Origin of the sequence: Citrobacter sp. Ct235 (assembly GCF_030332305.1) — a bacterium.
Taxonomy (GTDB): Bacteria; Pseudomonadota; Gammaproteobacteria; order Enterobacterales; family Enterobacteriaceae; genus Citrobacter_A; species Citrobacter_A telavivensis.
Genome location: NZ_JAOWIC010000049.1, coordinates 1,137,680 through 1,162,645 on the forward strand (window position 1 = coordinate 1,137,680; position 24,966 = coordinate 1,162,645).

Below are 24,966 nucleotides of genomic sequence, written 5' to 3' on the forward strand. Positions count from 1 at the left end.
ATCACATTCAGGATACAACGGGCACAGCCTGCAGCGGTGCCGATTCTTGGTGTGTTACTACGTGTTCTTCCAGTTTGAAAACCGCCACGCGGGCTGACAGCGAGTCGGCCTGATGCGCGAGTTGGTCGGTAGCCGCGGCGGTTTCTTCCACCAGCGCGGCGTTCTGCTGCGTCACCTGGTCCATCTGCGTGACCGCCTGCGCCACCTGTTCAATCCCTCTGCGCTGTTCGTCTGACGCCGAGGCAATCTCGCCCATGATGTCGTTGACCCGCGTTACCGAGCTCACGATTTCCGTCATGGTGTGTGCAGCGGTATTGACGAGTTGCGATCCCTGGTGGACGCGATTCACCGACTCTTCAATCAACCCTTTAATCTCTTTCGCTGCCTGAGCGCTGCGGCTCGCCAGGTTGCGCACCTCTCCGGCAACCACGGCAAATCCACGCCCTTGCTCACCGGCCCGCGCCGCTTCAACCGCCGCGTTCAGCGCCAGAATATTGGTCTGGAAGGCAATGCCGTCGATCACCCCGATGATGTCGCCAATCTTTTGCGAACTGGCGGCAATCGCCTGCATCGTACTGGCGACGTTCGTGGCCTGATCGCCACCGGTTTTCGCGGTGTCGGCCGCGCTTTTTGCAAGCACTGAAGCCTGACGCGCGTTGTCGGCGTTCTGACCGACGGTGGCGGTCAACTGCTCCATGCTGGCCGCCGTCTGTGCCAGCGACGCCGCCTGCTGCTCGGTGCGTGAGGAGAGATCGTTATTGCCCATCGCAATTTCGGAAATCCCGGTATGCATCGCCAGACTGCCCTGACGCACGTCGCTGACGGTTTCCCGCAGCGCCTGTTGCATCGCCTTCAGGCTGGCGAAGATCGCCGAAATCTCATTACGCCCGTAGACCGCGATCGGACGCGCCAGGTTACCGTCGGCAATGCTGTCAAAATGACTGCCGATAATCGCCAGCGGCTGGACGATCATTTTACGTGACCAGAACAGTGCCCCGGTGGTTAACAGTGCAGCAATAATCACCATGCTGATAAAGATCGCCGCCGACATGTGATAGTTGTTCTTGCTCTGTTGCCCCGCCACCACCAGCACATGATTAATGTTCTGCTGCCAGGCGTTAAAGTTAACGTCAAAGGCGTCCTGCGAAGCCTGCACCGGCGCGGTCAGGAAGTCTGACAGCTGGTTGTTCTCAAGCCAGGTGGCCTGATGCTCCAGATCGCTGTGCCACTGGGTGAAGCTTTTCTCCGTTGCGTCCTGCAAGGCTTTCCCCTCCTGGGTATTCACCTCTATCGCCCTGAAGCTGTTAAACAGCGTGCCGGATTGCGCCAGACTTTCGCGCGCGATAACCATCAGACTTTTGATGTCATCGGGCGGATAGCTCAGCGCCGTTAACGTCCCGGCCTTGTTCAGAGCGGTACTCGCCTGTAATAAAACGGCGCGCGTTTGTGCCAGCGCCGCGCGTTGCTGATTACTCTGCTCGACCTGATTCAGGCTCTGAAAACCGTCCCGAAATGCCCAGAAAGACAAGCCATTACTGCCGATCTGCAATACACCACAGAGGATCAAAATCAAAAACAGCGTGGTCGAGATTCGAATACGATTAAACATCAACGCTCCCATCAGGCGGCAACGGCCGCAGTGTTAAAGTTCGGTCAAAATGTTTCCCAGTTAGTATCATGCTCCATGCTTAACGAGGGCTTCTGCGCCGTGCGTGACACGTCCGCAGAAGTCCGTTCTTCTTTGGTTTTTACCGCGAAGGGACGCGCGGCAAGACGAAATGCAGACACCGCCATCGTCAGACGGCTGGCCTGTTCTTCCAGCGCGGCGGCAGCGGCAGCAGATTCCTGCACCAGCGAGGCGTTTTGCTGCGTCACGCGGTCCATTTCAGAAACCGCCAGCGCCACCTGATCGATGCCACGACTTTGTTCATCTGAGGCCGAGGCGATTTCGCCCATAATGTCGGTCACGCGGGTCACCGCATTGACGATATCGTTCATGGTCTCGCCCGCGCTCTCGACCAGCACGGAGCCGGTATCCACGCGCGAAACAGAATCTTCAATCAGCGCTTTGATCTCTTTTGCCGCCTGCGCACTGCGACTGGCCAGGTTACGTACTTCGCCCGCCACCACCGCAAACCCACGCCCCTGCTCTCCTGCCCGCGCGGCTTCCACCGCCGCGTTCAGCGCCAGGATATTGGTCTGGAAAGCAATACCGTCGATGACGCTGATGATGTCGGCAATCTTCTTCGAGCTGCCGGCAATTTCGTGCATCGTTTTGACGACGTTATCCACGACTTTGCCGCCGTGCTGCGCGGTTTCCGACGCGCTCTGCGCCAGTTGTGACGCCTGACGGGCATTATCGGCGTTCTGTTTCACCGTCGCGGTCAACTCTTCCATGCTGGCAGCCGTTTCTTCCAGCGCCGACGCCTGTTGCTCGGTTCGCGATGAGAGATCGGTGTTGCCGGTGGCAATTTCCGTCGTGCCGGAGTAAATAGCATCCGATCCTTCGCGCACCTGCGTCACGGTCTCCACCAGCGAGCGCTGCATGTGATCGACGCTGCTGGCCAGTTCACCAATCTCATTACGTCCGGCGAAGGTCAGGGTATTAGTCAGGTTTCCGCCTGCGATTTCACGAATATGAGCGATGACCCGGGCAAGCGGGTTGAGCAGCGTTTGACGAATGCCGTACCACACCACCACCAGGATCAGCACCAGCACCACCGCCAGGATGGCGAGTTGCCACTTCGCAAACTGGTAATCGCGCGCGCTTTCATCAAACGCCTGGAGATAGAGTTTTTCGCTGACGCTGGCGTACTTGCTCTTCGCGTCGCCGAGGCCGTTTTGCATGCCCTGCGTGGGCTGTGCGAAAAATGCATCCATGTTGCCGTTTTCAAGGAACTGCACCAGTTCAGTTAAACCGGCGAAATACTTCTGGTATTTTTCGTCCACATCGCTGCTGACCTCCGCCATTTCCGGTAGAGGGGCAAACGATTTAAACCTGCCGTAATGCTCCGCCGCCTGGGCGAGCGACGCTTTCGCGCCCTTCAACAGGTCAGTTTTTGCGCTGCTCTGCTGGTTGTTCGCATCCATCATCATGCGTGCTGATGAACGGCTGAGGTTGATACGCGTTTGCAGCATCAGATCCCATGTCGAAGTCAGTTCACTTTGCTGTTGGCGTAGATCGTTAGAAATAACAAAACTTTTTTGATTCTGCTGCAAAGACGAAAACAGCAAACCACCAGATACAAGCTGTAGCAGTGCGAAAACCCCCAGCACCATCATCAGCATTGTGACAACGCGGATACGGTTAAACATAAGGCACCTTCCTGAAAACGAGTTATCAACGTTATCGGCACCCAGGATAAGAACTTTACGTTTGCGAAAGGGAAATCCAGCTCAGAAGGCGATATCCACCACCACCGTGTCGGTGTAAGTCCCGGCGGGAGGCGTGGATTGGCTGGGTAACACGACGGCGGTGTAGTTGTAGGTTCGCAGCAGACCATCGCTGCTGGTGGAGGATGAGGCGCTGCTGGTCCAGCGCTCCGTGCCGATCGCCATCCCCGGCCAGAATGTGCTGCACGTAGCCCGTTGACGAGAGCGAACCCACATCGTTAAAAAAGCGCAACTCGTGCCAGATGGAGGCCTGGCTGTCGCCGTTTTGCGAGTGGCTACAAAACCGCTTGCTGATTGATAGCGCGGGCATCGGGCGGCGGCGGGAAGCGCATCATCCCCCGACTCCGCACGACAAATTCCGCTGGTGATAAGAAAGGTCGTCATCAGTAAGCCGCTTAGTGGGCGGGACCAGACAACCATTTGCCACCCTGTGCGTTGATTGCCGCGCTAACGTTGTTTGGATGGGTGGCTCCGGCGGGAAGCGGCCAGCGACGAGTGCTGCCCGGCAGAACGTACCCCAGCAAGCCTTGCGCCATCGTGTGCTGCGCACCGCCCTGACGCAACATCACTTTGCTTAACCGGACGTGCACATTGTTGTCATTACGCACTACCAGTTGGGGCAGTCCGTCGGCGCGCACCACTCGCCAGTGCAGTTTCGCGGTATCCACCCGCGCATGGTGCTCCCCCTGCAGCCAGGTCTGAATTCCCTGGCCGTAGACAAACAGCGGCAGTGAATAGCGCATTTGCACCTTCAGCCCCATTTGTGGTTTATCTCCGCCGTGATGAGAAAACGACCACTGCCGTCAGGCTTCGCCCTACGAACGGGCGATTGATGTAGAAAGCGATTACATATCAATTAATTAACATCGTTAGCATTCTGTTTTCCTCGTTATTTGAGAGGATATATTCCTTCTTATGCGATCCAGTTCACAAAATCGCCCTCGTTAGAACACAACAAAATGAGTAAATAATAAAAAATAGTTGTAACCCTCGGCGGATTACTCCAGGTTAGGTAAGAAATGATTCAGCGGCATTAAATACACAAAACGTATATATCGCTGATAACAAATGGTTAAATTCAGCCCGAGGGATTTTTAGTGGCAAATGCAAATAAGCTCACGATATTTATCGTGATTTTCATGCTGGCAGGCATTCTGTCAGGTGCGGTTATTCACTCGTATACATCCGAAAGCGTTATTGTCGCCTGGTCGGATAACATCACGCTTCTCACCGACATCTTCTTACGTCTGATTAAAATGGTCATCGCCCCTCTGGTGTTCAGCACCCTGACCGTGGGCATTATGCGTCTTGGCGAAACGTCCACCATTGGGCGTGTAGGCGGCAAAGCGATGATCTGGTTCATTAGCTCCTCCATCCTCTCCATTCTGGTGGGCCTGTTTATTGTTACCCTGGAACAACCCGGCAGCGGACTCAATCTGGCTATCCCGAAAGAAGCGGTCGATACCGGCCTCGCCGTAGGCGGAATGAGCCTGAAAGGCTTCCTGTCGCATACTATTCCCACCAGCATTGTCGGCGCGATGGCCAATAACGAAATTTTGCAGATTGTGGTGTTCTCAATGTTTTTCGGGATTGGCGGCGCGTCGCTGGGCGAAAAATTCAATGCCCCGCTGGTAGCCGCGCTGGACGTGGTGTCCCACATCATGCTGAAAGTGACCGGCTACGTGATGTACGTCGCGCCGCTGGCGATTTTTGCCGCCATCTCCTCGGTGATCGCCACCGAAGGGTTGGGTATTTTGCTCAACTACGCCTCGTTCATTGGCGGCTATTACGTTGCCATTCTGATGACCTGTCTGGTATTGCTGGCGGTGGGGTATCTGGTACTGAAGAAAGAGGTGTTTCGCCTGGTCAGTATGCTCAAGGATCCGGTGCTGGTAGCCTTTACCACCAGCAGTTCAGAAGCGGCCTATCCGAAAACGCTGGAGCAACTCACAACGTTTGGCTGCTCGCGCAACATCGTCTCTTTCGTGCTCCCCATTGGCTACTCCTTCAACCTGGTCGGCTCAATGGTCTACTGCTCTTTTGCCTCGATGTTTATCGCTCAGGCCTACAATATCCACCTGTCGTTTGCCGAGATCAGCGTCCTGATGCTCACGCTGATGCTGGCGTCAAAGGGCATTGCCGGCGTCCCGCGCTCCGCGTTGGTCGTGCTGGCGGCAACGATTCCGAGCTTCAATATTCCGGTCGCCGGGATTTTGCTGCTGATGGGTATCGACCATTTTCTCGACATGGGCCGTTCCGCTATTAACGTGTTAGGTAACGGTATTGCCACGGCGATGCTGGCGCAAAATGAAGGTTTGCTGGAAGAGCGTGATGAGGAAGAAGTGTCGCAGAAGGTCGAAGCATAACGGAGGCGGTAATTGCCGGATGGCGGTGTAAACACCTTATCCGGCCTACAACACATTCAAACTGTAGGCCGGATAAGCATAGCGCCATCCGGCGGTCAGTTTATGCAACGTGAGAAGCGGCCATATCCAACAGCGCCATTTCGTCACTGTTCAACAGTTTCTCAATGTTCACCAGGATCAGCATCCGGTCGCCCAGCGCGCCAAGTCCGGTCAGATATTCCGTCGACAGGGTCACGGCAAATTCCGGTGCCGGGCGGATTTGCTCCGCGGTCAGTGACAGCACATCAGACACGCCATCCACCACAATCCCCACCACGCGCTGTCCCAGATTAAGCACAATCACCACGGTGTTATCGTTATAGTCGACATCACCCTGGCAGAACTTCACGCGCAAATCGACAATCGGCACAATCACGCCGCGCAGGTTCGTTACCCCTTTGATAAAGGAAGGCGTGTTGGCAATGCGCGTGACCTGATCGTAACCACGGATCTCCTGCACTTTCAGGATGTCGATGCCGTATTCTTCATCTCCCAGCGTAAACACCAGGAATTCCTGACCTGACGGCTCGCCGGCCAGTTTGCTTACATTTGTCATACCGGTCATATTTTACCCTTTCTCACTCAATCAGGCGGCGGTGATCGCCATACGTTGTTCGCGATTTAAACCCTGCAGGGCGGAGACATCCACAATCAGCGCGACGCTGCCATCGCCCAGAATCGTGGCGGCTGAGATACCCGGCACTTTGCGATAATTGCTCTCCAGGTTTTTTACCACCACCTGGTGCTGACCAATCAACTGATCCACCAGCAGTGCGTAACGGCGACCGCCGCTTTGCAGGATCACCACGATGCCCTGGGTGGCCTCGGTTTTTGCCCCTTCCACTTCGAAGACTTTCCACAACTCAACCAGCGGCAAATATTCGCCGCGCACTTCCAGCACGCGCTCGCCCCCGGCTAACGGGTGCAGATCATCGTCACGCGGCTGCAGGGATTCCATCACCGCATTCAGCGGCAGAATAAAGACTTCGTCGGCCACGCGGACGGACATACCGTCGAGGATAGCCAGCGTCAGCGGCAGCAAAATGCGGATGGTGGTGCCGGTTCCCTGTTTCGACTGGATTTCAACATGGCCGCCCATCTCCTGGATGTTACGTTTCACCACGTCCATGCCCACGCCGCGTCCGGAAACGTCGGTAACCTGCTCAGCGGTCGAGAAGCCAGGAGCAAAAATCAGCATTCCCACTTCGTCATCGGTCATGTTTTCATTGACCGCCATCCCCTGGGAAATGGCCTTCGCCAGAATGCGTTCACGGTTCAGTCCGGCCCCGTCATCGGTCACTTCGATGCAGATATTACCGCCCTGATGCTCCGCCGACAGGATCAGATTACCCACCACATTCTTACCGGATTCCATGCGTTTTTCCGGCAGTTCGATACCGTGGTCGAGGCTGTTACGCACCAGGTGTGTTAACGGATCGATGATGCGTTCAATCAGGCTCTTGTCGAGTTCTGTCGAGCTGCCGACCAGCGTCAGTTCAACCTGCTTGCCGAGTTTGCCCGCCAGATCGCGTACCAGACGCGGGAAACGACTGAACACGTACTCCATCGGCATCATGCGAATCGACATCACCGATTCCTGCAGATCGCGGGCGTTACGTTGTAACTGACCCATGCTGGTGATGAGATCGCCGTGATTCACCGGGTCGAGTTCATTCGAACGCTGAGCCAGCATTGACTGGGTGATCACCAGTTCACCGACCAGGTTGATAAGCTGATCGACCTTCTCCACCGCTACACGAATGCTGGTGGATTCACTCGCGCGCGCCGGTTTTTCCCGCTCTGCGCGTCCGGTTTGCGCTTCACCCGCAACCGCGCTCACCGCAGGAACCGCGACGACAGATTGTTCGACGGCAACCGGGTCAGCCACTTCCGCCTGCACCACAGGTGCCGTCGCGGTTACCACTTTCTCAAAGGCAATCTGATCGGCTTCAATCACAAAGCACAGCACGGCGATAACGTCGTCTTCTGCAATGTCGCCGTCAAGCGTTGCCGCAAGGCTGTCTGCGCCTTTGACCACATCAGATAAGGTGGTCAGATTGCCCAGTTCTTCTTCCAGCAGCGCCACTTCATTGGCCTTCAGGCGCGAGAGAACAATGCGCAACTTCTCTTCCTGGGCTGCAACAACCTCTTCAGGCGTCGTGTTGTCGACCACGCTCAGTCGGGCATTTGCCACCACCGCCGGCGCGGTTTCACCTTTCGCTTCCAGCGCTAACTGGCGTAATGCCGTGCAGATGTATTCGAAGCTGGCGGCGTCCGGTTCTTCCGAACTTTTATAGGCATCGAGCTGTTCCTGCATAATATCTTTCGTTTCCAAAAACAGGTTGATAATGGCGGTATTGAGCTGCATCTCACCGCGACGCGCTTCATCCAGCAGGTTCTCCATCAGATGGGTGGTTTCCTGCAAAATGGTAAAGCCGAAAGTGCCGGCTCCCCCTTTGATGGAGTGCGCTGCACGAAATATGGCATTCAGTTGCTCGGAATCCGGCGCCTCGGGCACCAGATCGAGCAGATGTTGCTCCATGTCAGCCAACAACTCGTCAGCTTCATCAAAAAAAGTCTGATAAAAATCGCTTATATCCATGCTCACGCTATCACCTCGGATTGGCTGGTGGCGATGTGGGAACGCTTACCTGCGGACTGGCCTCAGGCTGTTGTAATACACTTACCGGCTCGTTCTGGCTTTCAGCGTTTTCATGCAAAATGGCCTGCTCGGACTGTTTGTTCAGCACCAACAGACTGATTCGGCGATTGATGGCATCATCCGGACCGCGATCGCTCATGCGCATCGTGGCGGCCATGCCGACCACCCGTAATACTTTTCCGTCATCCAGACCGCCCTGCACCAGTTCGCGCCGCGACGCATTGGCGCGATCGGCAGAAAGTTCCCAGTTGCTGTAGCCCTTTTCACCGCTCGCGTAAGGGAAATCGTCGGTATGCCCGGACAAGCTGATACGGTTTGGAATACCATTCAGCACTGGCGCGATCGCCCGCAGGATGTCACGCATGTACGGCTCAACCTCGGCGCTGCCGGTCTTAAACATCGGGCGATTCTGGCTGTCGATAATCTGAATACGCAGCCCTTCCTGCACCAGGTCAATCTTCAGGTGAGGACGCAACGCCCGCAGTTTAGGATCCGATTCGATGAGCTGATCGAGGTCGCCGCGCAGCTTGCTCAGGCGATTTTGTTCCATACGTTTTTTCAGTTCATCAATGTTCGGCTGCTTGTTCACTTCACCCTGTTGCTGAGTGAAGTCGTCGCCACCGCCGGGAATCGGACTCTGGCTGTTGGAAATTCGATTCCCTCCCGTCACCGCCGTTGCCAGCGGGGTACGGAAATATTCGGCAATCTGAATCAGTTCTTTAGGGCTGGAGATAGAAATGAGCCACATCACCAGAAAAAAGGCCATCATGGCGGTCATAAAGTCAGCGTAAGCAATCTTCCACGATCCGTGTGCGCCGCCGCCATGTCCCTTATGTTTGCGCCGTTTAACGACGACGATAGGATGAGACCGATTCTTCATGCGCCCTCAGTCGTCGTCTGTTGCGGATTCGGATTTTTCACTGCGCGAACATGCTCTTCCAGTTCAATGAACGACGGACGTTCGCTGGAATACAGTGTTTTACGTCCAAACTCAACGGCGATCGGCGGGGCGTAACCGTTCAGATTCGACAGTAATGTGATCTTCACGCACTGCATCATTTTGCTGGTTTCCGCACTCTTCTGGCGCAGGACGCTGGCGAGCGGCGAAATAAAACCGTAGGCCAGCAGAATGCCGAGGAATGTCCCTACCATCGCGTGGGCAATCAGTGAACCGAGCTCTGCGGCGGGTCGGTCCGCTGACGCAAGCGCATGTACCACACCCATTACCGCGGCAACGATACCAAACGCCGGCAGTGAATCCCCCATCAGGGCCAGGCTGTTGGCCGGCACTTCCGATTCGCTTTCATGCGTTTCAATCTCTTCGTCCATCAGCGCTTCAATTTCGAAGGTATTCATGTTGCCGCTGATGATCAGGCGCAGGTAATCGACGATGAACTCCAGCATCACCGAATCGGCCAGGATACGCGGGTAGCTGGCAAAAATCTCACTCTCTTTTGGGTTCTCGATATCGCGCTCAAGCGAGAACATTCCCTGCTGACGAGACTTGGCCATCAGGCGATAGAGCAGCGCCAGCAGATCCATATACATCGCTTTGGTGTATTTCGAACGGCGAAACAGTAACGGCAACGCTTTCAGCGTCCCCTTGATGGCTTTACCGTTGTTGCCCACGATAAATGCCCCTATTCCCGCGCCACCGATGATGACAAATTCAGCCGGTTGATAGAGTGCCCCCAGGTTTCCGCCGGTCATCATGTAACCACCGAAAACTGTACCAATAACCACCAGGTAACCTAATAAGATAAGCACGACATCATCCTTCCGCTGTTGACTATGACAGGACGTACAGTCGGGGCGTTAACACGTCGGCGAGGCAAAAAAAAGCAGCGGTAATTGCTTACCGCTGCTGGAGTGTTCCGACCACACCGTATCGGTTAAACAGCCTGTTCGATCTGTTCATCCAGCAGTTGTGGAATAATATCGGCAGCATCCTGGGAAAGTTTACGTCTTTTTACCGCACGGGAAGGCGGCTGGCATAAACTGCAGGCAAAACTACCCGCAGGTTGGTGAGCATGGGTAATGAAATTACCGCCACAGCAGTTGCAGCTCGATAACTGAAGCAGTCCACTTTCGACAAAACGCACCAGCGTCCACGCACGAGTCAACGCCAGCAGTGGTCCCTGTTCACCCTGCGGACACTGCTCGAGGTACAGCCGATACGCCTTAATCACGGCATCAACGCCACTGCACAGACCCGTTTTTAGCAAGAACTGCCAGGCATTACAGAACATGGAAGCATGAATATTTTGCTCCCAGGTCATAAACCAGTCAGTGGAAAACGGCAGCATACCTTTCGGCGGCGGACTGCCACGAAGTTCTTTGTAGAGCTTGATGAGGCGACCGCGACTTAACTGCGTTTCGCTTTCCAGCATTTGCAAACGGGCACCCAGTGTGATCAATTCCATCGCTAACTGGATATCACGAGCTTCCTGAACAATGCTTTTTTCACTCATCATCAGGCCCTTTTCTTACGCGCGGTTTCATCAGCCTGATTGACATCACTTAACAGACGAGTGGACAGCATGATACCGGTATGAATTTGCTGGAGATCGTCCACTCTGGAATCCTGAGTCAGACGAGTAATGGTTTGATGACTGTCGAAACGGAAATGACACACAAGCTGATTCGTTTCTGCCAGTTTTACCATTTGTGGAAGGGTCAGCGCCCCCAGTGAGACCGCCATTTCCTCATTGATCCCGAGACGAAACATAGCGGACGCTTTGTCCTGAACGATTAGACGCTGTGCAAGGAGTAAATATGACAAGTTGATGTCATAAATGTGTTTCAGCAACTCGGATGTATGCATTATTCCCATCCAGAATAACCAACTTTTATTTTTATGCGGTAAAACCGCACCCCGTGATGTCGCCGGGAATTCCCGGTAAAAAAAGCAAATAGGTCAAACACATACCTTTTACTCAGGCGCTAAAACATGAACACACGCGTCACGCTGGTCCCTTGCCAGGTTGTAACGCGAGCACATGATTTCTTACAAATGCCTAAGATTTTTCCTAATTCGACGCAACTGTACTCGTGACACCCGAGACATACAACAAAGCCACGCTGCGAATTTGGAAAATATGTGATACACATCACATAAATTAACTTAATCGTTAACATAAATCCATCAGTTGAGCTTTTATTTTGCTGGTAAATTAACCAGTGAAACTCCTTTTTATTCTCACGAGTATTAAATCGGGCGTCTGACGCGGTAGAAGATATTACATCACGGCAGTGAAAGTCACTTAACGGAAATAATTCAGGTGAATTTATCTCAACCCGAACGAAAAATATTTTTTATCCTTTACAAACAACACGTTAACTGTTACTATTTTTTAATCAACATACTGTACTTATGATTGCATTGCGATTAATCACTAATATGAATTGGTTAAACCGAATATTGATTGAGTCCGTGATTTAATTTAAGTCAATCGATTTGGTTAACACTTTTGGTTATTCCTTAGATCCACTTATAAGGAATATTAATGAATAATTATGATAGTCTTCACATTATTGTCATATTGAAGCATTGCAGTTGTAAGCGAATCGGAGTAATGCTGAAGAACCACCTCATATTCTTGCAATAAGGAGCGAGTTATGAGCTACACCCACATTCTTGTTGCCGTGGCTGTGACCCCGGAAAGCCAACAACTCCTGGCAAAAGCCGTCTCCATTGCCCGTCCCGTCAACGCCCGGATAAGCCTTATCACCCTCGCCTCTGACCCTGAGTTATACAACCAATTTGCCGCCCCTATGCTGGAAGATTTACGTGCGGTGATGCATGAAGAAACAAATGATTTTCTTGAAAAATTGGGGAAAGATGCTGGTTACCCGATAGAACAGACCTTCATTACCTACGGCGAGTTAAGCGAACATATTCTGGACGTGTGCCGCAAGCACGATGTGGATCTGGTCATCTGCGGCAACCATAACCATAGCTTCTTTTCGCGAGCGTCCTGCTCGGCGAAAAGTGTGGTGAGCTCAAGCCTGGTGGACGTCCTGCTGGTCCCGCTTGAAGGTGATTAATCTTAAAACGTCATTCAGGCCAGCTTCGGAAAGGTCGCGACTTTGCGTGACTGAAGAGTTTCAGCACTGCGAGGGATGATAGTCTTTAGATCGCGGATAAAATGCTCCTGCCAGTGATTGATGTCGTTTTTCATAATCACTTCCAGCATCTCAGCATGACGTGAAATACGCTCGGCCAGCGGCATAGTGAGTGCGCGATCCAGCGCTGCCGCCACTTCATCGCGATCGTAAGGATTGACGAGCAGCGCGGAGGTCAGCTCATTCGCCGCGCCAGCGAACTGCGACAGCACCAGAACGCCTGGATTGGCGGGATCCTGGGCGGCAACGAACTCCTTCGCCACCAGATTCATACCGTCGCGCAGTGGCGTGACCAGTCCCACATCCGACGCACGGAACACTTTCATCAACAGTTTACGTTCAAAATGCTGGTTAAGATAAAACAGCGGCGTCCAGCCTAATTGCCCATATTTGCCGTTAATGCGTCCAGCTTCCGTCTCAAGCTGATGACGGATGTCCTGGTATGCCTGCACATCGCCACGTGAAGTGGGCGCAATCTGCGTATAACGGATTTTTCCATGATGCTGAGGGAATTTCTCCAGCAGCGCCTCATAGGCCTGAAAACGCTCCGGAAGCCCTTTTGAGTAATCGAGTCGCTCAACGGAAAAAATATTCTTCAGGTTCTTTAACTCGGCCTTTAACTGAGCCAGTTTGGGTGGTAATGGTCCCGACGCCTGGCGGGCAATCTCCTTCGGTTCAATACCGATAGGATAGACCGCCGTGTGAAAGTGTTTCCCCCATGCCGTGTGGTTCTGCGTATCGCAGGAACTGACTCTTGTCAGACTGGAGAGACTGTCGAGGAAAGCCTGGCGGTCGTTTTCAGTTTGAAAACCCAGCAGATCAAAATCGCACATCTGCTCAAGGAGGATTTCTGACGACGGCAGCGCATTAAAAATCTCCGGCGTGGGAAAGGGAATATGCAGGAAGAAACCGACCCGGTTGTTCACGCCACGCTTGCGCAGTTCGCTGGCAAACGGTAGCAGGTGATAATCATGGATCCAGAGGATATCATCGTCTTTCAGCAGCGGCAGGAGTTTGTCTGCCAGTTGCGCATTCACACGCTGGTAGCCTTCCCAGGCAGTACGCTGAAAGTTTACCAGGTCTAGCCGGTAGTGAAAGGCCGGCCATAACACCGCATTAGAGAACTGGTTGTAATACTCTTCGTGATCCTTTTCGCTCAGGTTAAACGACGCCCAGGTGATGTTGCCCCGGGCGATCTTTTTTAATGGCTCATCCTCGTTACCCAGTTCGCCACTCCAACCGAACCAAAGCCCCCCTGCCGCTTTCAACGCCCCCAGTATCCCAACGGCGAGACCGCCTGCACTGGTTTTGTTATCCGGAGGCGCTATTCGATTAGATACTACGACTAAACGACTCATTGCCATTTCTCCTGTCATTCGTGTTTTTTTCTTGTTGTGCAGCGTAAACAGACTCCAGCCAGCGCCAGACATCTGGCACCCCGGCTAATCGCCATTGTGCCTGCGTCTCCCCCTCTCCTACCTTCACTGAAATACCACCCGCCTTGTTCACCACACGAAACCCCGTCTCATCGGTCAGATCGTCCCCCAGGAAAACAGGGACCCGCCCGGCAAACGGTGCTTCCTGCATAAACGCGGCTATGGCTTCACCTTTGTTGGTGCCTTTCGGTTTAATTTCGACAACACACTTCCCTTGCTGAAGCGCAAGCTGCGGCCAGGTTTGCGTGATACGCAGCGCCAGCGCCTGTAGCGCGGCCTCATGCTCGGGTGCCTGTCGGTAATGCAGCGCAAACGCCATTCCTTTGGTCTCAATCTCCGTTCCTGGCAGATGCCTCAGCGCCGTATGTAACTGCACGCTGATATCGCGTTCGATTGCCGAAGGGAGATGTACGATATGCATTTTCCCATTGATGTCACGGCGTTCAGCCCCATGCACGCCTGCCAGTGGAAAGCGCCATGGGTTAGCCAACGCATCAAGTTCAACCATTGAGCGCCCTGAAATCAATGCCAGAGCCCCTGCGTTGCATTCTGCAAGATGATGGAGCATCTGAAGGATCGTGGGAGGAATCACCACCTGGTCTGGATGCGGCTTGAGCTCTGCAAGGGTTCCATCGAGATCAAAAAAATAAGCATAGTGCGCGGACTGTTCAGGGGTTACGGTTAACGGTTCTGCCACCCGGTACTCCTCCTTATTGTCATGTCTGAGACGCGCGGATCGCGCCTCATAAGCAACGATAAGTATAGACAGTGTGACAATGCTCGCCATTTGGAAAGACAATTGCCAGCCGGGGTAGCGGCTGGCAAAGGAGAGGAACTAGACTAAAAAGTTGGACGTTTTTTTATCAGATTGTACGTTTCGCTTTTTGTTTGTAACGGTCGAAGATCACCGCTGCCAGCAGGATCAGACCGCGCACGACGTACTGGGCGAAAGGCGAAATGTTCAACAGGTTCATCGCATTCTCAACGGTACCCAGGATCAGGACGCCCGCCACCACATATGAGATTTTTCCGATGCCGCCCTTCAGGGAAACGCCGCCTAACACACAGGCAGAGATGACAATCAGCTCATAGCCAATGGAGGTCATCGGCTGTCCGCTTGTCATACGCGAAGCGAGGATAATCCCGGCTGCCGCAGAGACCAGACCGGAGAGCACGAAAATAATGATCTTCGTGCGCACCACCGGAACCCCTGCCAGACGCGCCGCTTCTTCGTTGCCCCCAATTGCCAGCGTGTTGCGCCCGAAGGTGGTTTTGTTTAACAGCAAGCCAAAGATGATCAGGCAGCCCACCGTGAGCCAGATCGGGGCCGGTAAGCCGAACCAGTTGGCGTAACCGAGAGTAAAGAAGCGCTCGTCTTCAATCCCCACCGCTTTACCGTCAGAAATGATATACGCCAGGCCGCGGACGATTTGCATCGTTGCCAGCGTGGTGATCAGGGCGTTGATCTTCAGTTGTGCAATCACGAAGCCGTTGACCAGTCCGCACAGCACCCCCAGCAACAGGCCCGCCCCCACGCCGATCCACAGGCTTTCGGTCATATTGATGACCACCGCTGTGGTCACCCCGGCGCAGGCAATCACCGACGCCACGGACAGGTCGAAATCCCCTGACGCCAGGCAAAACAACATGCCGCAGGCCACCATGCCCGACATGGAGATCGCCAGCCCCAGCCCTTTCATATTGATGAATGTCGCGAAGTTTGGCACAAAAATGGCGCAGGCCAGGAACAGGACGGCAAATACCACCAGCATGCCGTACTGGTCCCAGATACGTCCGAGGCTAAAAGGTGACGGCGACTTTGGCGCGCCCGATCCGGAAGTAGTTACGGAAGACATCATTCTCTCCTTTCTCAGGCGACAGCCTGGCTGACTTTAGGCATAGCGAGGCTCAGCGCCTGGCGCTCATCCGCCTGTTCGTGAAGTAATTCCCCGGCGATCTCGCCTTCCCGCATCACCACAATGCGGTCAGCCACGCCGAGGACTTCCGGCAGGTCACTGGAGGCGAACAGCACGGCAACGCCGCGCGCGGCCAGGGCATAAATAACGTTATAAATTTCGTGCTTCGCGCCAACGTCAATCCCACGCGTCGGTTCGTCGAGCAAAATCACCTTCATCTCTTCCGACAGCCAGCGACCAAGAATAGCCTTCTGCTGGTTGCCGCCGGAGAGGTTCATGATTAGCTGTTCGGCACCGGGGGTTTTGATATTCAGCGATCGAATGTGATGGTCGGCATTGGTCTCCTCCCATCCGTTGTTGATCACGCATCCGCCCAGCACATGCTTACGCCGGGCGCTGATGTTGATGTTGTCGCGAACCGAATGCACCGGGATGATCCCCTCCGCTTTTCGGTCTTCCGGACACAGCATCATTCCTGCCGCGATGGCATTTGCCGGCTTGCGGATATCAATCGGTTTTTCGTCGATATACACCTGCCCTTCGCTGATGCGGGTACCGCCAAATAAGCCTTTCATCAACTCACTGCGACCCGCCCCCACCAGCCCAAACAGCCCGACAATTTCGCCGCTGCGTACCGTGAGGCTAATGGGCGTACGTACGCCCGGCGCTTTTACCTCATGCAGACGCAGGCGTTCTGCGCCATAGGGACGTGACTGCCAGCCGTAAATATCGCCCAGATCGCGCCCTACCATTGCCTGCACCAACGCATCGTGGTTGACCTGCTGCATATCGGTAAAGGTCTTCACGTAGCGGCCATCTTTAAACACGGTAATCGCATCACTGAGGGCGAAGATTTCCTCCATGCGGTGCGAAACATACAAAATGACCCGCCCTTCTTTACGCAGCTCGCGGATCACCCGGAACAGGTTCTCTATCTCCCTTGCGGAAAGCGAGCTGGTTGGTTCATCGAAGGCGATGATCTTGGCGTTACGCGCCAGCGCTTTGGCGATTTCCACCATTTGCCACTGACCGATTGAGAGATACTTCAGAGGGGTTGCGGGGTCGATATCCATCCCCAGATGTTTAAGTTGCAGACCCGCTTCATAGTTGAGCAGAGTGCGGTTCACAATGCCGCCTTTGTGCGGAAGCTGACCGAGATAGATATTCTCGGCAACGGTCATCTCCGGCACGAGATGCAATTCCTGATAAATAATGGCAACGCCGGCATTCAGCGCGGCAGTGGTGTCCGCGAAGCTCATTTCCTGCTCGCGAATCGCCAAAGAGCCCGTGGTTGGCGCATAGTTACCGCTGAGAATTTTTAAGAGTGTTGATTTCCCGGCGCCATTTTCACCCATCAGCGCATGCACCTGACCGGCGTAACAGTCAAAACTGATATCCGTAAGCGCTTTGACGCCAGGGAAGGTTTTACCAATGCCGCGAAATGAGAGATACGGGGTAGACTGTTGCATAACGTCTCCGTGAGTCAGTATCGTTCTAACCGGTTGCCGGATGGCAGCATGAACGATGCCACCCGGCCTTTCACTTGCTGTCGTATTACTTGCCGCCTAACCCTTTTTTCGCCAACTCTTCTTTAAAGTTGTCGCGGGTGATCAGCACCACGTCAGTCACTTCGGTGAATGCAGGTGGCTCAGCGCCCTTGGTTACCCAGTTGTAGAGCATTTCACTGGATTTATAACCGTGAACGTCCGGGCTTGGCAGCAGTGAGCCGAAGAAACCGGTCGCCTGCGCTTTTGACAGTTCGCTCACCGCATCCACGCCGTTGATACCCACGCCGATCACGTCCGCCGCTTTAAAGCCCTGGCCTTCGGTGGCGCGCACGCCGCCCAGCACGGTGTTATCGTTCATACCGACAATCAGCCAGTGCTTCACTTCAGGGTGCTGAACCAGCATGGAGTTGGCGGCATCAAATGCGCCTGGGATATCGTTAGATTTGGTTGGAACCTGGTAGATCTGTTTTTCCGGGAAGCCCGCGGCTTTCAGCGCTTCCATCGAGCCGGAAGTACGACGACGAGCGGTATCCAGTTCGTTGGCCGTAATCGCCATCACCGCGCTCTCTTTAACGTCCCAGCCACGTTTCTGCATCTCTTTATACAGTTCCTGGCCCTGACGTTCGCCGATTTTGGTCGCTGCCATCATCACCAGCGGGACCGTATCCATCGGTTTGCCTTTGGCGTTAACGAACTGATCGTCCACGGCGATCACTTTCATGTCATAGCCGCGCGCTTTAGCAACAATGGCGGAGCCCAGTTTTGGGTCCGGGGTACAAATAACAAACCCCTTCGCCCCACTTGCCGCCAGGCTATCAATCGCATTCAGGGTCTTCTCGCCGTCCGGCACTGCAATTTTAATGACTTCAAAACCCAGATCTTTCCCGGCTTTATCGGCAAATTTCCACTCTGTCTGGAACCAGGGTTCTTCCGGTTGTTTCACCAGAAAACCCAGCTTCATCGATTCTGCCATAGCGGATTGTGACATAACGGCGGCCAGACCGATGGCTGCCAGGGCTTTAGTGAATTTGTGCATGGTTAACTCCAGCTTTAGCGTCATTTTATGTAGGGTAATATTCAACGACTTTGTGTAATTCAGACGAAAAACAAGGCATTACCAAATAGACTCGTGATAAGTGCCAGTTCTGGAATAGTTGTAGCGGGAAATTGATTCTCCATAGGAGAGCGGCATCACACCGCAGAATTACAGTAATTGCGTACATAAATTCAGCGGGAAATGACATAAGAAAGGGGGGAATTGTCAGACAAATGAAAAGTGGGGTAGCACATTAATCCATAAGGTCAGCTCACAAATCCTTGTTCCCGAATACGTCTGCATTCGGGAACAAACGGATTACCACGGATAATAGATATGCTCGGCGTGATCGCGGACCGGTTTGTCATCGCCTAATAAACGGGCTGAAAGCGTCAGGGCAAAATCAAAAATATGGCCTAATCCTTTACCGCTCAGGAGATGACCATCTTCCACAACAGGGGCATCGACATAGATCCCGTCGACCACCGTTTCATAGAGATCGCCTGAACAGACGTAACGACGCCCCTTCAGTAAGCCGTTGCCGCCTAATACGCGTGCGGCCGCTGAGCAAATGGGACAAATTAATTTCCCGGCGGCATCATGGCGCGAGATAAACTCGACAACCAGTGGATTCGCCGCAAGGTTCACGCTCCCCTGTGGTCCACCCGGCAGCACCACCGCGTCATACAAACTCTCCCGCTTCCCCGCCAGGGTGTAATCGGTCACCATTGGAACATCGTGGTAGCTCACCACGGCGCGAGATTCCGCACAGGCCAGTGTGTCAACGTCGATATTCAGACGACGCAAGATATCAATGGTGACGATCGCTTCCGCTTCTTCGAAACCCGATGCCAGCAAGACTGCCACTTTTTTCATTCACCGTTCCTCATTTATTACATACTGATAACACCGAAAATGACGAGTTAATCATTCGGTTATAATTAAACATGATGTCGCTGCCCTGATTTTCCGCACGAGATAAACCGGAGTTATTTCAGCCAAAACGGTTTCTCAGGATTATTATCGCGGCAGGGACGGTCGAAATTATCAATATTCTTATATTACCATGTGAAATCATTCTGCTTTGTGACTTGAAACACTATTTCAAAACCAATAACTCATTATCGACCCTTTAAAATCAAAGGGATATATAATTTCACATTATGTTTACCAACTGCTACTTGATGTATTACCTTCAGTAATATGTAAAAAAACATAAACAATACTACTTAAGGATTTTCTTATTCCATTTATGAGGGTATGCTTATTTTCGATTCGCAACGAAATTGACTCTTCGATCACATAATGGACCGGCAGAATGGATTTATTCTGCTAACAGTAAGTTGTGCATATTGGCTTTGCACATCCCTTCTATCAGGAAATAAGGATATTGATATGGCTGCAGTTGGAATGGTTCACAAACTCAACAATCAAATGAATCTTGAGTTTTATGCTTCCAATCTCTACCTCCATCTGAGTGAGTGGTGTTCTGAACACCGTCTGATGGGTACTGCGACTTTCTTACGTACTCAGGCTCAGAGTAACGTCACCCAAATGATGCGCGTGTTTAACTTCATGAAAAATGCCGGGGCAAATCCGGTCGTTAAGGCCATCGACGTACCGGGTGAGGATTTACATTCGCTGGAAGAACTGTTTCAGAAAACGATGGATGATTATGAACAGCGCGCCAGCACGCTTTCGCAGCTAACTGACGAAGCTGAAGCCCTGAATGATGCTCCAACCCTCGATTTTCTCCACGATCTGGAAAAAGAACAGCAGCAAGATGGGCTGTTGTTGCAAACAATTCTTGATGAAGTGCGTAGCGCCAAACGCGCAGGCCTCTGCCCGGCACAAACCGATCAGCACGTACTCAACGTGGTCAATTACCAACAGCATTAATTGACCCCGTCATTGGCCTGCATTTCACACCCCAGCAGGCCAGTTCGCAAAGTCCTTTCAGTCCGATGCCTCCCTCTTTGGGGAGGTATCGCAAAAAGTATTTCTAAAATCTAAAACAACGGTTTATTTTAGTGAGCTTCGCCCTGCGGCGTGAATTTCAGTTCAATCAGCGCGATCGCTTTCTGGATAGCGCGTAACGTGACGGGATCGGCAGCAGCGGGATGCGTTGAAAAATCAATATTTTTCAGCTGGCTGGTCATTTTTTCACGAACTTCGACGGGCGCAATCACGTCGAGAACATCGAGTATTTGTTTGATGACGAGCTGACAGGCGACAACGTCAGAGACCAGTTCCTGATCGGCATTCAGCGGTTGGGACATAGTAGGCGTTCCTGATAGTGTTGAAAGGCCGTCATAGTACCGATTCAGACGCTAAAACGATAGCCAGACCTGCCCGCGCAAATGACAGGCATAAAAAAACCTGCCGAAGCAGGTTTTTTCATCAGAACATAGCGCCTGGCGGTACGTCTTTGAAAGTTTTGCAATAATTTTCAAACATGCTTTTCAGGATTTTGCGCAGTTTCATGGCATGACTCCAGATATGTTGTTATGCAGGTGTTATCGTCTATACACACATAATATGACCGCCATCACAAAAATCAACTGTTTTGTGATGAGTATCACTATTTTAAATTTACATATCCTTTGCATTTATGTCTGTTTAGCTGGTAAATCAAGCATCTACGTAACTATCAGTTCCGGTAAAATTTTATAATTTTTTTTGAATGGCAAGTACAACATGCAAGAAGATCGGATCATAGAAAGCAAGCGAGGTATCTCCCCTGCCGCCCTGCTCATCGCAGGGGCATTTTTTATGGAGTTTATTGACGGTACGGTGATCGCGACCGCCCTGCCCGATATGGCCAAAAGTTTCGGTGTTCCGGCGGTTGATTTAAACATTGGTATCAGCGCCTATCTGATTACCCTGGCGGTTCTCATCCCGGCCAGCGGCTGGATAGCCGATCGTTTTGGCGCACGCAAAATCTTTACGCTCGCCCTCGCCATTTTCACCCTCGCATCAGTACTGTGCGGTCTTTCCACGACGCTGGAGGGCTTCCTGGCAATGCGTATCCTGCAGGGCGTGGGTGGCGCACTGATGGTTCCGGTTGGTCGCTTAGCGGTATTGCGCACCACGCCAAAGCATCAGTTGATTACGGCTATCGCCACCTTAACCTGGCCTGCACTGGTTGCCCCCATCATTGGCCCACCGCTCGGCGGGTTTATCACCAGCTATGCCAACTGGCGCTGGATCTTCTTTATTAACGTGCCCCTGGGCCTGCTGGCGATCGCACTGGCGCTGCGATTTATTCCCAATATCCGCGATGACGATCGGCGTCCCTTCGATCTTCCTGGTTTCATCGCCACCGCTATTGCGATGGTCAGCCTGGTCTATGCGATGGAGTTGCTGGGCGCACAACATCCCGAAGGCGGATTGACGATAGTCTTGCTGGCGCTTGGCGTGGGGACATTTGCCTTTTCTCTGCGCCATTTCAAGCGGGCCAGCTATCCAATGATTCGCCTCGACGCCATGCAGGTCCCAACGTTTCGCGTCACCATGTACGGAGGCTCGCTGTTCCGGGCTTCTATCAGCGCCGTGCCTTTTCTTCTGCCGCTCATGTTTCAGGTGGGATTTGGCATGAATGCCTTTCAGGCCGGTTCGCTGGTACTGGCGGTATTTGTCGGCAATCTGACTATTAAGCCCGCCACCACGCCGCTCATCCGCTGGCTCGGCTTTAAAAAGCTACTGCTGATTAACGGGGCGCTCAATGTGCTGGCCCTGCTCGCCTGCGCGCTGATCACTCCGACCACTCCCGTCTGGCTTATTTTGCTGGTGCTGTATCTTGGCGGCGTGTTCCGTTCGATTCAGTTTACCGGCATCAGCACGCTGGCTTTTTCAGACGTTCCTTCCGCCCAGATGAGCTATGCCAATACCTTGTTCAGCACCGCCACACAACTGGCCGTTGGACTGGGGATTTCGCTGGGTGCAATCGGTATTCGTATTGGCGCGAATGTGAGTGAATGGCTGGGGATGAGCGCAATTCCTGGCATCAGCTTCCGTCTGGCATTTGTGGCCATCGCGCTTATTTGCCTGATTGGCATGGTGGATACCTTACGGTTGACGAAGAATGCGGGGAGCGCGGTGTCTGCAAGGCAGTGATGTGTGAAGCCGGAAGCGCATTGCGCCATCCGGCTTTTCAGCAATAATCAGCCGAGGATTTCGCGAACAAACGCTTCAATCTCTTTACTCTGACCATTTTCAAAGAAGCACTGCTGGAAACGTTGACCGGAAACCGCTGTCTTCACCAGCTCCGGATCGATCGCGCGCAGCGTATCAAGATAGTTGTCTTTAACGACCGCCGCTTTGACCTGATTGAGGATCCCGGCGTTACGTACCTGTGGTTCTTTACGCTCTGGCGGATAACCTTCACCGTTACGGCCCGTAAAGGCTTTTTCAAAGATAAAGCGCACGTTCAGTTCCGCTCCCCAGCCAAAGCCTTTCGCAAACGGCAGAGACAATGCGTTACCGTTGTTAATTTGCGCAAACAGGAACGCATCCGCCGGATCGATGCAATAGCCGCACACCACGCCCGGATGAATATTCAGCGACATCAGCGCCCCCTGACCCGTACCGCAACCGGTCACGACGAAATCAACCGCTTTCGAATTCAGCAGAATGCTGGCCATGATGCCAAGATGGATGTAGGTCAGATGGTGGTCATTCTCGTCGCTCATCCCGACGTTGAATACCGGAAAGCCCTTTTCATCCGCAACCGCTTTAAGTTCACGGTGAATGATGGCGTTTTTGCCCGCCTGGCTGTTTTCCATCATCAGTGCAATTTTCATTCTGTCTTCTCCTGAATGCGATGCGGGAAGTCCCGCCTTGAGTCAATCACGATACCGCACAGTACTACTTAGCAAACATACTTTCAAATTTTGTGAAAAATGGTTTTAAAAATAATGAGCAGTTTCACATTTTCATCCACTGACCGCAAACCGTCTCTCCCGTCGTGTGGATTAGTCGTTGCTGATTTATAAGTTATTCAGGCCATTGAAACGCCGATGCGTGAATTAGGATAGCGTATCACCGAACATTCAGAGCGATACCATGAAGACTCTTTTTATTGCCCTCTCACTGATACTCCTGACGGGATGTACGATCAACAGACAGGCGCAGGTGAGTGATGTCAGCACGACGACCGGCGTAGTGCGGTTGAGTTACGATCAGGCGATGTTACAAAACGCCCATACCGATGACTATATCGCCCAGGGTACCGCCACGCGTGCATGTCAACAATTAGGCTACGCCAGCGCCCGGTCTTTCGGTCAACCCGTAAGCACCTGTAGCGTTTATGCCGGATCGTTGTGCATGAATACCAAAATCACACTCTCCTGGCAGTGTCAGGGCGTCGCCATTTCGCCAACAACGCCTCATTATTATTAATTTATGGGCCAGTATTAACTGGCCTGATTTATCGCACGCTGATTATTTTATAGCGCAAATGCGTTTTATTCCCATTCGTATTTTTAATAATTAAATTTATTATTTTACCTTTTGCAAATATTTAAATAACAAATTATAGTGACGCCACATCAACATATTTATGAATTTCGTGGAGCGAAGTCATGCTGAAAACAGAAATGATCGACAAACTGAATGAGCAAATGAACCTGGAATTATATTCCTCCCTGCTCTATCAGCAGATGAGTGCCTGGTGCAGCTACCACAGCTTTGAAGGGGCCGCCGCGTTCCTGCGTCGCCACGCCCAGGAAGAGATGACCCACATGCAGCGCCTGTTCGACTATCTGACCGATACCGGCAGCCTGCCACGCATTAATACCGTTTCATCACCTTTTGCCGAATATGGATCGCTGGACGAATTATTCCGCGTGACCTACGAACACGAACAGTTGATCACCCAGAAAATTAACGAGCTGGCGCATGCGGCCATGACCAGCCAGGACTATCCGACCTTTAATTTCCTGCAATGGTATGTTGCCGAACAGCATGAAGAAGAAAAATTGTTTAAATCGGTGATTGATAAATTAACGCTGGCAGGGAAAAGCGGCGAAGGTTTGTATTTTATTGATAAAGAGCTGTCGACGCTCGATACCGCAAATTAATCGTAAACGGTGAGGAAATTCCTCACCGTTTTCTTAATGACGGCAGATCTTGCTTTCATGCGTAGAGAAACCGTCATCCTGAGCAATAAACTTCCCTTTCGCCGCCAGAAATGCCACCAGTTCTCTCGCCGTCATGTCCGATGCTGAGCAGGTATGAAAACGCGCCGTTTCACCAAACCGGGTCTTAATCGCTGCTTCCAGGCTTGCCGTAGAATATTGCTCGCCTGACTCAATCATCATATTCAACACTTCGTGACCGTGTACAGAATCCATCATTCCTCCTCAATAAAGTGCGTAGCCTACGGCGATACGGAATCCGCTGCTTTGCGCTAACGCAGGTTGCGGCCACTCAAGAGTGTAAATATTTTTGTACGGTCGATGTAACGGTCATTTGACGAAAATAAC

Annotated in this window: 25 protein-coding genes and 1 pseudogene; 6 read left to right on the top strand and 20 right to left on the bottom strand. The window is 52.6% G+C overall.

Features of this window, described 5'->3' with window-relative positions; all coding sequences use genetic code 11:
- Nucleotides 1-7 precede the first annotated feature (7 nt).
- From tap to OGY35_RS22540, 4 genes and pseudogenes are all read right to left on the bottom strand, one after another.
- Complete coding sequence (tap, locus tag OGY35_RS22525; protein ID WP_286633504.1) at nt 8-1,609, bottom strand: methyl-accepting chemotaxis protein IV; 1,602 nt, start codon at nt 1,607-1,609, stop codon at nt 8-10.
- 44 nt (nt 1,610-1,653) lie between these two features.
- Nucleotides 1,654-3,315, bottom strand: a complete 1,662-nt coding sequence (gene tar / locus OGY35_RS22530) for a methyl-accepting chemotaxis protein II (protein WP_152404060.1) — start codon at nt 3,313-3,315, stop codon at nt 1,654-1,656.
- An 81-nt stretch (nt 3,316-3,396) separates the two neighbouring features.
- Nucleotides 3,397-3,549 (bottom strand): annotated as a pseudogene (locus OGY35_RS22535) (spore coat protein U domain-containing protein); the annotation flags it as partial.
- 239 nt (nt 3,550-3,788) lie between these two features.
- Nucleotides 3,789-4,136 carry a fimbrial biogenesis chaperone gene (locus OGY35_RS22540; RefSeq protein WP_286633505.1) on the bottom strand — a complete coding sequence of 116 codons (348 nt, stop codon included), beginning with the start codon at nt 4,134-4,136 and terminating at the stop codon, nt 3,789-3,791.
- A 354-nt stretch (nt 4,137-4,490) separates the two neighbouring features.
- Between OGY35_RS22540 and OGY35_RS22545 the strand changes: the two genes are divergently transcribed.
- Nucleotides 4,491-5,759 (top strand): dicarboxylate/amino acid:cation symporter, encoded by a 1,269-nt coding sequence (locus OGY35_RS22545; protein ID WP_152404049.1) that lies wholly within the window; start codon nt 4,491-4,493, stop codon nt 5,757-5,759.
- Between the two features lie 100 nt (nt 5,760-5,859).
- Here the strand turns inward: OGY35_RS22545 and cheW are convergent, their stop codons facing one another.
- From cheW to flhD, 6 genes are all read right to left on the bottom strand, one after another.
- Nucleotides 5,860-6,363 (bottom strand): chemotaxis protein CheW, encoded by a 504-nt coding sequence (gene cheW, locus OGY35_RS22550; RefSeq protein ID WP_152404047.1) that lies wholly within the window; start codon nt 6,361-6,363, stop codon nt 5,860-5,862.
- Between the two features lie 21 nt (nt 6,364-6,384).
- Nucleotides 6,385-8,406, bottom strand: coding sequence for a chemotaxis protein CheA (cheA, locus tag OGY35_RS22555; RefSeq protein WP_286633506.1), 2,022 nt, complete (start codon nt 8,404-8,406; stop codon nt 6,385-6,387).
- A 4-nt stretch (nt 8,407-8,410) separates the two neighbouring features.
- Nucleotides 8,411-9,340 (bottom strand): flagellar motor protein MotB, encoded by a 930-nt coding sequence (motB, locus tag OGY35_RS22560; protein WP_152404042.1) that lies wholly within the window; start codon nt 9,338-9,340, stop codon nt 8,411-8,413.
- Entirely contained in the window at nt 9,337-10,227 is an 891-nt protein-coding gene (motA, locus tag OGY35_RS22565; RefSeq protein ID WP_178824575.1) for a flagellar motor stator protein MotA, read from the bottom strand. The genes motB and motA overlap by 4 nt, the downstream gene beginning before the upstream one ends.
- A gap of 125 nt (nt 10,228-10,352) precedes the next feature.
- The gene (gene flhC / locus OGY35_RS22570) at nt 10,353-10,931 is read right to left on the bottom strand and encodes a flagellar transcriptional regulator FlhC (protein WP_046497981.1); all 579 of its coding nucleotides are present in this window, start codon (nt 10,929-10,931) and stop codon (nt 10,353-10,355) included.
- A 2-nt stretch (nt 10,932-10,933) separates the two neighbouring features.
- Entirely contained in the window at nt 10,934-11,284 is a 351-nt protein-coding gene (gene flhD, locus OGY35_RS22575) for a flagellar transcriptional regulator FlhD (protein WP_042318359.1), read from the bottom strand.
- 794 nt (nt 11,285-12,078) lie between these two features.
- Between flhD and uspC the strand changes: the two genes are divergently transcribed.
- Nucleotides 12,079-12,507 carry a universal stress protein UspC gene (gene uspC / locus OGY35_RS22580; protein ID WP_152404038.1) on the top strand — a complete coding sequence of 143 codons (429 nt, stop codon included), beginning with the start codon at nt 12,079-12,081 and terminating at the stop codon, nt 12,505-12,507.
- A 14-nt stretch (nt 12,508-12,521) separates the two neighbouring features.
- Here uspC and otsA read toward each other — a convergent pair whose 3' ends face one another.
- The 6 genes from otsA to OGY35_RS22610 all read right to left on the bottom strand — a co-directional run bounded on the left by otsA (nt 12,522) and on the right by OGY35_RS22610 (nt 19,357).
- Nucleotides 12,522-13,943, bottom strand: coding sequence for an alpha,alpha-trehalose-phosphate synthase (gene otsA, locus OGY35_RS22585; RefSeq protein WP_286633507.1), 1,422 nt, complete (start codon nt 13,941-13,943; stop codon nt 12,522-12,524).
- Entirely contained in the window at nt 13,918-14,718 is an 801-nt protein-coding gene (gene otsB, locus OGY35_RS22590; RefSeq protein ID WP_286633508.1) for a trehalose-phosphatase, read from the bottom strand. The genes otsA and otsB overlap by 26 nt, the downstream gene beginning before the upstream one ends.
- A 166-nt stretch (nt 14,719-14,884) precedes the next feature.
- Entirely contained in the window at nt 14,885-15,877 is a 993-nt protein-coding gene (gene araH, locus OGY35_RS22595) for an arabinose ABC transporter permease AraH (protein ID WP_152406306.1), read from the bottom strand.
- A gap of 14 nt (nt 15,878-15,891) precedes the next feature.
- Nucleotides 15,892-17,406: an arabinose ABC transporter ATP-binding protein AraG gene (araG, locus tag OGY35_RS22600; RefSeq protein ID WP_152404031.1), complete on the bottom strand. Its 1,515-nt coding sequence runs from the start codon at nt 17,404-17,406 to the stop codon at nt 15,892-15,894.
- An 85-nt stretch (nt 17,407-17,491) separates the two neighbouring features.
- Nucleotides 17,492-18,481 (bottom strand): arabinose ABC transporter substrate-binding protein AraF, encoded by a 990-nt coding sequence (gene araF, locus OGY35_RS22605; protein WP_046481220.1) that lies wholly within the window; start codon nt 18,479-18,481, stop codon nt 17,492-17,494.
- Between the two features lie 318 nt (nt 18,482-18,799).
- Nucleotides 18,800-19,357 (bottom strand): DJ-1/PfpI family protein, encoded by a 558-nt coding sequence (locus OGY35_RS22610; RefSeq protein ID WP_286633509.1) that lies wholly within the window; start codon nt 19,355-19,357, stop codon nt 18,800-18,802.
- A gap of 519 nt (nt 19,358-19,876) precedes the next feature.
- Between OGY35_RS22610 and OGY35_RS22615 the strand changes: the two genes are divergently transcribed.
- The gene (locus tag OGY35_RS22615; protein WP_152404025.1) at nt 19,877-20,380 is read left to right on the top strand and encodes a non-heme ferritin-like protein; all 504 of its coding nucleotides are present in this window, start codon (nt 19,877-19,879) and stop codon (nt 20,378-20,380) included.
- A 128-nt stretch (nt 20,381-20,508) separates the two neighbouring features.
- On the opposite strand, the gene OGY35_RS22620 is transcribed toward OGY35_RS22615, so the two are convergent.
- Complete coding sequence (locus OGY35_RS22620; protein ID WP_042318348.1) at nt 20,509-20,760, bottom strand: DUF2766 family protein; 252 nt, start codon at nt 20,758-20,760, stop codon at nt 20,509-20,511.
- A 121-nt stretch (nt 20,761-20,881) separates the two neighbouring features.
- Entirely contained in the window at nt 20,882-20,965 is an 84-nt protein-coding gene (azuC, locus tag OGY35_RS22625; RefSeq protein ID WP_014229869.1) for a stress response protein AzuC, read from the bottom strand.
- A gap of 213 nt (nt 20,966-21,178) precedes the next feature.
- Here azuC and OGY35_RS22630 point away from each other — a divergent pair, with 213 nt between their 5' ends.
- Nucleotides 21,179-22,597 carry an MFS transporter gene (locus OGY35_RS22630; protein WP_286633510.1) on the top strand — a complete coding sequence of 473 codons (1,419 nt, stop codon included), beginning with the start codon at nt 21,179-21,181 and terminating at the stop codon, nt 22,595-22,597.
- Between the two features lie 47 nt (nt 22,598-22,644).
- On the opposite strand, the gene OGY35_RS22635 is transcribed toward OGY35_RS22630, so the two are convergent.
- Nucleotides 22,645-23,283 carry an RpiB/LacA/LacB family sugar-phosphate isomerase gene (locus OGY35_RS22635; protein ID WP_043000317.1) on the bottom strand — a complete coding sequence of 213 codons (639 nt, stop codon included), beginning with the start codon at nt 23,281-23,283 and terminating at the stop codon, nt 22,645-22,647.
- A 262-nt stretch (nt 23,284-23,545) separates the two neighbouring features.
- Between OGY35_RS22635 and OGY35_RS22640 the strand changes: the two genes are divergently transcribed.
- Nucleotides 23,546-23,881, top strand: a complete 336-nt coding sequence (locus OGY35_RS22640) for a YecR-like family lipoprotein (protein WP_152404017.1) — start codon at nt 23,546-23,548, stop codon at nt 23,879-23,881.
- A 182-nt stretch (nt 23,882-24,063) separates the two neighbouring features.
- Nucleotides 24,064-24,561 (top strand): non-heme ferritin, encoded by a 498-nt coding sequence (gene ftnA / locus OGY35_RS22645; RefSeq protein WP_152404015.1) that lies wholly within the window; start codon nt 24,064-24,066, stop codon nt 24,559-24,561.
- 33 nt (nt 24,562-24,594) lie between these two features.
- Here the strand turns inward: ftnA and OGY35_RS22650 are convergent, their stop codons facing one another.
- Complete coding sequence (locus OGY35_RS22650) at nt 24,595-24,834, bottom strand: YecH family metal-binding protein (RefSeq protein ID WP_152406305.1); 240 nt, start codon at nt 24,832-24,834, stop codon at nt 24,595-24,597.
- Nucleotides 24,835-24,966 lie beyond the last annotated feature (132 nt).

Bases quoted from the DNA above. Each gene is read 5' to 3' on its own strand.
- cheW (WP_152404047.1), bottom strand. From the start codon at position 6,363: ATGACCGGTATGACAAATGTAAGCAAACTGGCCGGCGAGCCGTCAGGT.
- OGY35_RS22635 (WP_043000317.1), bottom strand. From the start codon at position 23,283: ATGAAAATTGCACTGATGATGGAAAACAGCCAGGCGGGCAAAAACGCC.
- flhC (WP_046497981.1), bottom strand. From the start codon at position 10,931: ATGAGTGAAAAAAGCATTGTTCAGGAAGCTCGTGATATCCAGTTAGCG.
- tap (WP_286633504.1), bottom strand. From the start codon at position 1,609: ATGTTTAATCGTATTCGAATCTCGACCACGCTGTTTTTGATTTTGATC.
- OGY35_RS22610 (WP_286633509.1), bottom strand. From the start codon at position 19,357: ATGAAAAAAGTGGCAGTCTTGCTGGCATCGGGTTTCGAAGAAGCGGAA.
- araH (WP_152406306.1), bottom strand. From the start codon at position 15,877: ATGTCTTCCGTAACTACTTCCGGATCGGGCGCGCCAAAGTCGCCGTCA.
- OGY35_RS22640 (WP_152404017.1), top strand. From the start codon at position 23,546: ATGAAGACTCTTTTTATTGCCCTCTCACTGATACTCCTGACGGGATGT.
- flhD (WP_042318359.1), bottom strand. From the start codon at position 11,284: ATGCATACATCCGAGTTGCTGAAACACATTTATGACATCAACTTGTCA.
- OGY35_RS22650 (WP_152406305.1), bottom strand. From the start codon at position 24,834: ATGGATTCTGTACACGGTCACGAAGTGTTGAATATGATGATTGAGTCA.
- ftnA (WP_152404015.1), top strand. From the start codon at position 24,064: ATGCTGAAAACAGAAATGATCGACAAACTGAATGAGCAAATGAACCTG.
- araF (WP_046481220.1), bottom strand. From the start codon at position 18,481: ATGCACAAATTCACTAAAGCCCTGGCAGCCATCGGTCTGGCCGCCGTT.
- uspC (WP_152404038.1), top strand. From the start codon at position 12,079: ATGAGCTACACCCACATTCTTGTTGCCGTGGCTGTGACCCCGGAAAGC.
- OGY35_RS22615 (WP_152404025.1), top strand. From the start codon at position 19,877: ATGGCTGCAGTTGGAATGGTTCACAAACTCAACAATCAAATGAATCTT.
- OGY35_RS22540 (WP_286633505.1), bottom strand. From the start codon at position 4,136: ATGCGCTATTCACTGCCGCTGTTTGTCTACGGCCAGGGAATTCAGACC.
- otsA (WP_286633507.1), bottom strand. From the start codon at position 13,943: ATGAGTCGTTTAGTCGTAGTATCTAATCGAATAGCGCCTCCGGATAAC.
- tar (WP_152404060.1), bottom strand. From the start codon at position 3,315: ATGTTTAACCGTATCCGCGTTGTCACAATGCTGATGATGGTGCTGGGG.
- motB (WP_152404042.1), bottom strand. From the start codon at position 9,340: ATGAAGAATCGGTCTCATCCTATCGTCGTCGTTAAACGGCGCAAACAT.
- OGY35_RS22620 (WP_042318348.1), bottom strand. From the start codon at position 20,760: ATGTCCCAACCGCTGAATGCCGATCAGGAACTGGTCTCTGACGTTGTC.
- azuC (WP_014229869.1), bottom strand. From the start codon at position 20,965: ATGAAACTGCGCAAAATCCTGAAAAGCATGTTTGAAAATTATTGCAAA.
- araG (WP_152404031.1), bottom strand. From the start codon at position 17,406: ATGCAACAGTCTACCCCGTATCTCTCATTTCGCGGCATTGGTAAAACC.
- OGY35_RS22630 (WP_286633510.1), top strand. From the start codon at position 21,179: ATGCAAGAAGATCGGATCATAGAAAGCAAGCGAGGTATCTCCCCTGCC.